This is a genomic window from Edaphobacter sp. (genome assembly GCF_035532915.1).
Classification (GTDB): Bacteria; Acidobacteriota; Terriglobia; order Terriglobales; family Acidobacteriaceae; genus Edaphobacter.
The window spans coordinates 1-9,476 of record NZ_DATKQC010000317.1 but is presented as its reverse complement, the minus strand read 5'-3'; the positions used below and the strand labels follow the sequence as shown (position 1 = coordinate 9,476).

The window sequence follows — 9,476 nt, the reverse complement described above, 5'->3', positions numbered from 1 at the left end:
ATCCAGCGGTAGAGCGATCTCCGCAACACGAAGTAGAAAGCTGCTCCGAGGAATCGTTCCTGCTTTTCGAGCGCCTCCAGCGCAGCGCCGATCTTCAGGAAGCCGCAGGCCTGGAGCTCGAACGCGGCCATCAGCTTGCCGGCGCCAAGAGCTCCGCCGCGCCAATATCCCGTCCCAAGGTCGTCCCTGACTTCAAAGCAATAGTCGACCTTGCCTTCGAGTGCGCTGCCAGCGAACTCCTCAATCAGCTTCTGGATGGCGCTTCGCGCGAAGACCACGGCGGCCCTGCCGCTTCTTTGCCAAAGCTTCGCGTCGGCGAGTTTCCGCTCCACCAGCGCCAGGCACAGTCGGTAGAGGCGCTCGCCATTTGTCTCCAGGCGATAGTTTGCAGGGGTGCGACGGAAACACGGAAGTGTTTCACCGCAACCCTGCCCCAGCAGAGCTACATCAGCGGTGTCAGCAGTTCGCTCGGTGCTTCGAGAACCGGCATCGTGCCGGACGACGATCTCCTGGCCGCTTCCGCGACGGCGTGCGCCAGGCTTTGTGACTCTTCGCATTTCAAATGCCTCGCGACGAGCCGGTCGGCTCTTTTGGGTGGCTTGCACTCAAGCCGACGGAGTTCCGCGAGCAGCTGGGTCTGATCGGCTTTGCTGTTCTTCATGATGTGCCGCCTTGTTGCGATGATTCGGATAGCGATCAACTCCTTGCATAGCAGGCGCCGAACAGGGCGCGGGAGGAGATTGCAACGGGACACTGCTTGGAGTCTCAGGATCAGCCCTTGCTGCCGATGGCCCGGCTGAACGTGTAGCGGAGGGCAGCTCCGGTGTCCTCCGGCCCCGCCAGTGTCGCCGTGGCAATTTCGGGGTAGGACGGCGTCAGCAATTCTCTAACTTCCTCTACGCTCAAGTTGGGCGCCGGATCGGGGATGCGGGTTCCGTTGTAGAAGAACTCGCGGTGCAGGGCTTTAACTGTCAGACTGCTCATAAATCGACGTCTCCTTGGCGGATTTGTGTTGCACATGGAATGTGGGGCGCGCGGGGTGCAGGTGAGACGCAGCCCTGCGTCCGGCCTACGTCGCGGACCAATTACGGAAGCGGCCTGAGCGTACTTTTTGCCACGTACCCAAGGGACGGCGTACCAGGCAAGATGGCCAATCATCGGGATGGTCGTCACCGCGCAGTTGGCGATTTAGGGAGAATGCAGAATTCCTCCCGGCGACATCGGCGTTTTTCGGGATTTATCATAGGCCGTTCTTCGGTTGAGGTGCACGAACGCTGGCCGGGCATGCGGGCGAGCGTCTCCCAGCGATAAAATATGTGCAAACCTCGTCCGCTCGTATCATGAAGAACGGAGGCCCAGCCTGGAGGGGTTCACCACGCCGGATCAAGACGCCCTATATGCGTGCCTACTGCGCAGAAGCGAGAAGCTTGCTCGGATCTATCGTGGCGGGTTGGCTGTCTTGGCGGACGAGAACAACCCGTGCCGCTATGAGCTCGCGGCACACAGTATCCGCGAACTCATCGAAAAGTCGCCGCTACTCACTAACAGCCAAGCCTTCGCAAGCGGCGACTCGATCGCAAACCGGCTAACTCCCATAAAGAGGGTGTTTTCGGTGATCGCGGGTATCCAAAAAATCAGCGAGGATATCAACTTGGAATCGATAGCCGCTCCAGTGCGGGGTCTGCTTGGGGAGCTGGAAAAATTCTTCCAATGGCAAGAGCTCAATCGGCCTGCACGTGCCAAGATGATCGCTCGGCACCTAAGTGAACTTTCTGGTGCGGGACCCGCGCCGCCAGTTGACCTCTTCGAAGAAGAGGTTTTCGGCTGGAGGGCCGCTGATGATTACTTCAAGAAGGTCGCACACAATGGCGTGGAGAATTTGGATTGTGACGAGTTCCTGAGGCGGATGAGCTTTATCGAGAATTCACTCCTTAGGCGGCTCCGTCCGCGCTCAGTCGAGCAGCTCGGCGAACTAGATGCCCTGATTCGGGAGGCCGAAAATGCTTAGCGACACGATTGTTGATCGGGCGTTGGTGCTCGTTGCAGAGGGTGGTGGGAACTATGAATACTTCTTTTCTCAGCTGAAAACGCCGGATTGGATAGCCCCACTGAATGAGCGTGGACGATTCTCTCATCCGCCCGATGCGATTTCGGAAGGCGGTTATATTCGGTTTCCAGGCTGGCCCGAGGGCGAGTACCTTCTGCGAATGGCCGCTCAAGCCCCAAACGATGTCTTCGGTGTGCTCACGGCGGAATGCTTTGCGAGCAGCAATAATGTGGTGCACGAAATCCTCGTGGGCATCGCAGCCAAGTTGCCCGCTAAGCTCTCGGCAGATGTCGCGCTTCAGGAGGCGCAGTGGGTCTCAAGACAGGGAGTGCTGTACGGCCTCTACCCTGAGAAGGCTGCCGGGCTGATTTCTCATCTTGCTGGGAATAACGAAGCGGAGGCCGCCGTCGCCCTTCTCGGCGAGATTCTCGACGTGCATCGTCCGCCGGAGCGCGATGAGCCAGAGATTCAGATCGAAGGCCGACGCGTGCGCTGGGGCGTTGATCCGATAGGCAAGGCTGCATTCTGGGACATTCAGCAGGTCGTGAACATCGTCGCCGAACCCCTTGCCGAAACCGCACCAGAGCTGTTTCTTTCGGTTATCTCGAAAACATTGGATAAGGCGATCACGATACACGACAATGGTCGCGGAAACGTCGAGGACTTCTCGACGATTTGGAGGCCTCACATCGCCTATGGCGACAATCTGGACCGCCTTGGCGTTTCGACAGAGAACCTTCAAGTCGCAACCCGGCTCGTTGCCGAACGAAGGAATGACGGATTCGATATCGCGCGCCGCGTGTTTCGAAGGTACGAATGGCCAATATTCAGACGCTTCGAGGCTTACGCTTTTTTAGTTTCTGCTTCTGTCCCCTCTGAGATAGCGGAAGAAGTATTGATCGACCCATCCAGATATGTCGACGCGACTGCGAATCCAGAGTTCAACGAGCTTCTAGGAAAATGGTTTGGGCGGGTCGGCAATCAAACCAGACGACTGGTATTTGAGTTGATCGACGCTGGTCCCGATCTTGATCGGTATTCCCAATATCTGGAAAAACAAGAGGCACAGGGGAACAGAGCTGAGTCCGAGACGTGGCTGCGCGAGGAATGGCAATTGCGGTGGCTGACGGCGATTGCGGAGAATTTAGACGACTCTCGTAAAGAGAAACTCGCTAGGCTGGCTGCGAAGTATGGGCCACCGAGCCCCCCCTCCGAGATTCGAGGCGGAGCGGTCGGACATTATACGGACGTAACCGACGACAATCTTCGCAAGCTCGCCGTAGGCGATCTCGTGCAATTCCTCAAGAACTGGACTCCGCCGCCCGTGACCGATCCCTACTCCCCGAGTCGTGCAGGCTTGGCGGAAGTGTTGGGCCGTTGGCTCGCGGACACCCCCTCATATTTTTCGGACATCCTGGAAAGTTTCCAGGACCGCGGACTGCACCCAACCTATCTCCGAACAATACTGGACGGATTCACAACTGCCCTAAAAACTGAAAAGCAGTTCAACATTTTCTCTGTGGTGAGGACAATAATTTGGGTTCTGCAGAACACGGAGGCTGGTCCACGTGAGGAGTTCAGGTGGGAAGAGGATCCCGGCTGGAGTTGGACCTATATGTCCTCAGCGCGGTTTCTGACGGAGCTTTTTTTACACCCCGAACGCCTCAAGGTGGAAAGGCGCGATGAGATCTGGCCAGCCCTCCAGCTTATAGCCGACGTGAAATCTCCCACTTCCGAGGACGAGAGAGAGTATCGAACGAAGATGGATTTCGGGATGTTGGCTCTCAACAGCACGCGGCCAGTGGGCTTGGAGGCGGTCATGCGGTATTGCCGCTGGCTCAAGCTCGCTGGAGTTGAGGTTAGCGCGGCGACCTTACCCGCAGCTTTTGAGTTGCTTGGTCAACATCTTGATCCGGCTGTGGACGATTCGGTCGCCGTGCGCGAGATGTACGGAATGCAGTTCAAGCTACTTGCGTGGCTCGATAGGGAGTGGTTTGAGTCGCAGCTCCCCGCGCTCTTTCCAGGAAAGCCCTACAAGGTGCTTGATAAGTTCGCGTGGAACTCGTTCCTGCGCTTTAGTGGTCCGATAGCTACAATGCTTCCCGCGATGCGATTCAGATATGAGAGAGCGATCAACGGCCTCGACGCTACGGCAGCTACGGTAAGTGACGCGGAACGATCTCTGGGGAACCACTTGACGCGCTTTGTCGCGGCCGGGAGCATCGGACTAGATGATCCCCTGCTAGTACAGTTCTTCTCGAAGGCAAGTCACGCGCTCAGGGCTCAGGCCGTCGGCGATGTGGGCTGGCATCTCGGTAGGCAGGCGGAAGAAATTGAGCCGGTTGTACGTGATCGGCTGATGGCTTTCTGGGCCTCTCGGCTTTCGGCGTGTCTGCTGGAGGGGTCAGCGGCCAAGGAGGAGGCGGGGGCATTCGGATGGTGGCTCCAAAGCAAAAAGTTCCCGGACCCTTGGGTGGTGGAACAGGCGACGGAGGTGGTAGACAAGTTTCGCGACCTACACCCAGATTTCGCCGTGATCCAGCGCTTCGCAGCATTGTCAGATGCCTATCCCTTCGAGGCGGTACATTGCCTCGGAGTTGTCTTTGAGGAGGACCGCGAGGGCTGGGCTATCCACGGTTGGGGGGACAGCGTGACTGCGATTCTCGAGAGTGCACTTCATGCTGGCGCAAAGAGCCGTGACGAAGCCGTACGTGTTATTAACCTTCTCGTCGCGCGAGGGAATCGAGGATACCGACGTCTGCTCGATGAATAGGCTTGGCGTGTGGCCGAGCCGTGGGTGCCGGCTTTCTGAAGTTGTGCAGCCAATTTATCGGGGCGCTTCAGTCTGAGATTCGAGTGCAGTCGGATCGGTAACGTTAAGTCTTAGTGCAAGTCTTAGTGCTGTATCTGGAGCGCCCCGCGACGCAACAGTGCGCAGTTGCATGGTCTTGAGGGGCGCTTCTGATACAGCGACTTGAAGGAAGCCGCCCTCATGGAAGCCTATGTACTTTGAATGGGCCTGAGCGGGTGCAGAGGCGTCAGGAACAGGCCGAGTTGGGTGGGATCCGTTTGTCTGATGGCGGGGTGGAGCAGCGCAGCGGCTCGCCGCGGCCTGATGTGGAGGCTGGAGAGAATGGCATGCGAGGGGTTTTGGCCGGATGAGACAAGGAATCCGCGTGTGCGCCGAAGCACGGGCAAAGGCCGCCGATGTAGACAGAGCTTCATGCTGGGCATTCGTCTGGTTGCGGTGGTGAGCGGAGCAGGAGTTGGGCAGCGGAGAGCCGTTCGACGACGCGCATGGTTCCGCCGCAGACCGGGCATTTCCAGAGGGAGTGTGCTTGATCGGTAGACGGTGCTGACGGCGTAGCTGTGTTTTCCTGTAATCCGCCGAGCAGTCGCAGGCACAGCGGCAAGAGCGAAGCGCGGTTGCGGTTGGCGAGGAATCCGAAGTTGCGGATGCGCACAAAACCGGGCGGCAGCAGGTGGAGCAGGAAGCGGCGCAGGAACTCATCGAGCGCCAGAGTCATGAGCCGTTTCTTGTTGCCGTGCGCGGAATCGCGCCAGCGGAAGGTGACGTTGCCATCGGAGAGAGCGACCAGCCTGGAGTTGGAGATGGCGACGCGATGGGTGTAGGCGGCGAGATAGCGCAGCACATGTTCCGGTCCACCGAAGGGCCGCTTGGAGTAAACGACCCAGTCGTGCCGGAACAGTACTCTCAGCCAGGCAGCGAAGGCGCGCGGATGAGCTAGCGGCAAGAGCTCGCCGTGAAACTGGAGCTCACCTCGATGGAAGGCGTTGCGAAGTCCGGCGACGAACTTGCCGCGGAATACGCGGCTGAGAACGCCGATGGGCAGGAAGAAAGAGCGCCGGGCGGAGATCCATCTTGAGTGGTCTGGGGCAAGGCCGCCTGCGGCAAGTACGCAGTGGACGTGCGGATGAAACTGCAAGCGCTGATTCCAGCTGTGCAGCACGCTGAAGAAGCCGATCTCGGCACCAAGATGCTTGGGATCGCGAGCGACCTCAAGCAGGGTCTCAGCGCTTGAGTGAAAGAGCAAGTTGTAGATGAGCCGCTTGTTCTGCAGGGCGAGCGGAGCCAGTTCGCGCGGAAGAGTAAAGACTGCGTGGACATAGTGAGTGGGCAGCAGTTCCCGTTCACGCGCCTGGAGCCAGCGCCTGCGCGCGTTGCCCTGGCATCTTGGGCAATGCCTGTTTCGACACGAGTTGTATGAGATCTTGGCCGTATGTCCGCAGCCGGTGCATCGGTCGCGATGCCCGCCCAGCGCGGCCGTGCGGCAGCGCATGATGGCCAGCAGCACCTTCCGGTGTTGCCAGTTGATCCACCTGCGGCTGCGTTCCACAAATGCCTGTCCTGCACAGCGAACGATGTCGGCCATCTCCAGGAGAGGCCGGTTGTTCAACTGTGCTTCTGTCCTCCTTGGGAAGTGAACGTGAGCGCATCCAGCGGGCTGGCGGTCGCGCTCAGATGCCGTTGCGATAGATGCAGGTAGACGGTAGTGACTTCAAGATCTCGATGGCCGAGCAATATCTGAATCGTGCGCAGGTCAGCGCCGGCTTCAAGAAGGTGGGTCGCGAAACAGTGGCGCAAAGTGTGGGGATGGATGCGCCTGTTGTCGAGACCAGCGCGTTCAGCGGCGATCTGGCAGGCAGACCATAGGACCTTGGTTGTGACAGGGTAACTTGCCGTGTGCCAACGGTTGCCAGGAAATAACCACTCCTTCGGCTTGCGCCGAAGTCCGCGCCAGTAAGTGCGCAGCTCTTCGAGCAGCCTCGGGCTGAGCATGACATCGCGGTCCTTGCCGCCCTTGCCCTCGCGGATATGAACCACCATCCGCTTGCTATCAATGTCGCTCACCTTCAGGTGAGCCGCTTCTGCGCGGCGTGCGCCGGTGGCATACATCGTCATCAGCAGGACGCGATGAAAAGGTGTATCGGCCGCGTCGATCAGTTGCGCGACTTCTTCCTGACTGAGTACCCCTGGAAGGTGACGCAGCTTCTTCGGATAAGGCGTCTCGGCGATGCTCCAGTTACGCTTCAACACGTGAATATAGAAGAACCGCAGAGACGCCAGCCGCAGGATGACGGTGTTCGGGCTGTACTTCAACTTGGTGAACAGCATCGCCTGATACTTGCGAATGTCCTCAGGGCCAAGCTGATCGGGCGGGCGCCGGAAGTACCGGCGGAAGTGCGTCACGCCGTGAAGGTAAGTGCGGATGGTTGTGGCAGCGAAGTTGCGACGTTGCAACTCCTCAAGCATGAGCTGACGTAGTTGGTTCACAGAGAATCCTCCTTCTCTGCGAACCAAACTACCCCGGCAGCCTCAAAAGCCAGCCCCGCCGCACGCGGAAGCGTCCGCCGCCGCAGCGGCTTCGTTCAAGTCGGCCAGTGTCTCGCGATCTTCATATCACCGCCAAACTGGAGATTAGGTCTTCTCGGCCAGACTCAGGCACGAGCGTGCTCTCGGGTCTCAAAAGCTCCAGTGCGGAGCAGAAAAGTTCTAAAATCGTCCTCTAGCGCCGACCATTAAATTCAATAACTTACAGCCGTCTTCGGGATCACTCAATATCCCGATGTAGTCGATTTTGTAGTCGGTCAAAGCCTCCAGGTTCAACATGCGGATGCTCAGCGACGTATTTTCATCGCGTTTCCAGAATGGAAACCGGGGTGCCTACGCTGGGGAACCAATCAATTGCTGTCATTCGTGAGCGCGGTACCGTTGCCCATTTGAAGAGGGAGTAAACTGAAATGCGAAACGCGGAGATCATAAGGATCTGCCGTTCATCGCCTTACGGAGTCACAAAATGGCAGACTCACCAAAGAGAAGCGCCAATTCGTTTTTGTTTCTTTTTAACGACTTGCGCGCCAGATTTATCACGCCGATTGGGCAGGTCACGTTTTGGGTCTATCGGTTGATCGGCATAGTGGTTTGCGGCGGTGCACCGGTTTGGGTCGATGGCGGTATTCTGCTGTGAAGAATCGCCATAATCTCGGTTGAAGGGATGGCAATGAGCAAAAAAACGACCATCAACTGGCAAAGCGAACCGCAGAAACATGATTATCCTGCGGCCGCCCTCTATCTGAGTCTGACAATGCGACCACAGGCGGCAAAGAACGTTGCCAAGAAATTGGAACGCGCCGAGATGACAGAATTCGCTGCAAAAGACATTTTTAGAGCTTCCACGCTATCGCTGCTGGGAGTCAGTAATTCTCACGTTGAAAAAGATCGAACAAAAGTCATTCGGCACGAAAAGCTATCGCCTCTCCTGCTGTTCAGGGACCAACGCAACGGCAAGCTGGTTATCGCCGACGGCTATCACCGCCTATGCGCGGTCTACACATTTGACGAGGATGCCATGATCCCCTGCAAGATTGTCTGACCAGATTGTGATCCCCCAACCCCTACGCGAGAAAATCATGCACTCTGAGCGAACCGAATCGACAAAACAGCACCGTATGCTGTACGGATCGAAAACACCGGATTTCTTGGAATCTGCTCATGAATGGCGGCGTCTTTTCGCAGAAACCTGGGGCACATTCCTCCTCGTCGTCGTTGCGGCTGGCGCCGGGGTTGTCGGTGCCCAAAGCGGCGGAGCGATCTCTTTGGAAATGAAGGTTGTCGCACCAGGCCTGATGGTCATGGCGATCATCTATTTTATGGGTGCGGTCAGCGGTGCCCATTTAAATCCAGCAGTCACCTTGGCATTCGCGTTGCGGCGCAATTTCCCCTGGTCTCGGGTGCCGGGGTACATCACGGCGCAGATCGTTGGGGGCATTGCTGCGGCGTCTTTCCTCCGGGCGCTGTTCGGCATGCAAGGATTGCTCGGCGCCACCACACCGGGTCCGGGAGTGAGCGATTTCACGGCGCTCGCCATGGAAGTATTGTTGACGACGGGTTTGGTCAGCACGATTCTTGGCACCGCCTCTGGCGCCCGTAATATCGGTTCCAATGGCGCTCTCGCGGTCGGCGGCTACATCTCTTTGGCGGGCCTTTGGGCGGCGCCAATCAGCGGAGCCTCGATGAACCCGGTGCGCTCATTTGCTCCCGATCTGATCCGTGGCGATATGGCCACCACCTGGATTTTTGTCGTCGGTCCCGTGCTGGGCGCAATCATCGCCGTGGGTTTTGAATGGATACTCAAAGGCCATCCTACCGCCGCCGGTACGTTAGCGGCAGGGGGCGATTTGAAATGAGAATCCGTACTTAAATACTGGAACTAGGGCCTGTTCACACTACTTGGATGGCGGCGACAGGAGCCAGTTTTTACGAGTTCTAGAAGCGAGCAGCGACGCATACCGTGCGTCTGCGAGCGACGAGCGACAACGAAATCGGGAAAACTGGCCCCGTCCCTCCGGGTTGCGGAGAAAACCGGGCCATACTTCGTTGTCACCCTTGACCTTGGGATCGCCAAAG

10 protein-coding genes are annotated in these 9,476 nt (G+C 58.0%); 5 read left to right on the top strand and 5 right to left on the bottom strand.

Annotation, left to right across the window (positions count from 1 at the left end; all coding sequences use genetic code 11):
- The coding region (locus VMU57_RS15055; RefSeq protein WP_325384844.1) for a hypothetical protein at positions 1-557 on the bottom strand (557 nt) is incomplete at its 3' end.
- Positions 558-771: 214 nt separating this feature from the next.
- Positions 772-984: a PRTRC system protein C gene (locus VMU57_RS15050; RefSeq protein WP_325384842.1), complete on the bottom strand. Its 213-nt coding sequence runs from the start codon at positions 982-984 to the stop codon at positions 772-774.
- A gap of 475 nt (positions 985-1,459) precedes the next feature.
- On the opposite strand from VMU57_RS15050, the gene VMU57_RS15045 reads away from it, so the two are divergent.
- Together VMU57_RS15045 and VMU57_RS15040 are read left to right on the top strand one after the other, a co-directional pair.
- Positions 1,460-2,008, top strand: a complete 549-nt coding sequence (locus VMU57_RS15045; RefSeq protein ID WP_325384840.1) for a hypothetical protein — start codon at positions 1,460-1,462, stop codon at positions 2,006-2,008.
- Entirely contained in the window at positions 2,001-4,820 is a 2,820-nt protein-coding gene (locus VMU57_RS15040; RefSeq protein ID WP_325384838.1) for a hypothetical protein, read from the top strand. Before VMU57_RS15045 ends, VMU57_RS15040 begins: the two co-directional genes overlap by 8 nt.
- 448 nt (positions 4,821-5,268) lie before the next feature.
- On the opposite strand, the gene VMU57_RS15035 is transcribed toward VMU57_RS15040, so the two are convergent.
- On the bottom strand, positions 5,269-6,441 hold the full coding sequence (locus VMU57_RS15035; protein ID WP_414648661.1) for an IS91 family transposase: 1,173 nt from the start codon (positions 6,439-6,441) through the stop codon (positions 5,269-5,271).
- Between the two features lie 20 nt (positions 6,442-6,461).
- Positions 6,462-7,343 (bottom strand): site-specific integrase, encoded by an 882-nt coding sequence (locus VMU57_RS15030; protein ID WP_325384834.1) that lies wholly within the window; start codon positions 7,341-7,343, stop codon positions 6,462-6,464.
- Positions 7,344-7,866: 523 nt separating this feature from the next.
- On the opposite strand from VMU57_RS15030, the gene VMU57_RS15025 reads away from it, so the two are divergent.
- From VMU57_RS15025 to VMU57_RS15015, 3 genes are read left to right on the top strand one after another with little or no spacing between them, the layout of a single operon-like run.
- A complete protein-coding gene (locus VMU57_RS15025; RefSeq protein ID WP_325384832.1) occupies positions 7,867-8,037 on the top strand; it encodes a hypothetical protein in 171 nt (56 codons plus the stop codon).
- A 33-nt stretch (positions 8,038-8,070) separates the two neighbouring features.
- A complete protein-coding gene (locus VMU57_RS15020) occupies positions 8,071-8,442 on the top strand; it encodes a hypothetical protein (RefSeq protein ID WP_325384830.1) in 372 nt (123 codons plus the stop codon).
- A 37-nt stretch (positions 8,443-8,479) separates the two neighbouring features.
- Positions 8,480-9,256 carry an MIP/aquaporin family protein gene (locus VMU57_RS15015; RefSeq protein WP_325384828.1) on the top strand — a complete coding sequence of 259 codons (777 nt, stop codon included), beginning with the start codon at positions 8,480-8,482 and terminating at the stop codon, positions 9,254-9,256.
- 39 nt (positions 9,257-9,295) lie between these two features.
- Here VMU57_RS15015 and VMU57_RS15010 read toward each other — a convergent pair.
- Positions 9,296-9,476 (bottom strand): hypothetical protein (locus VMU57_RS15010; protein ID WP_325384826.1); only part of this gene is annotated, 181 nt, incomplete at its 5' end.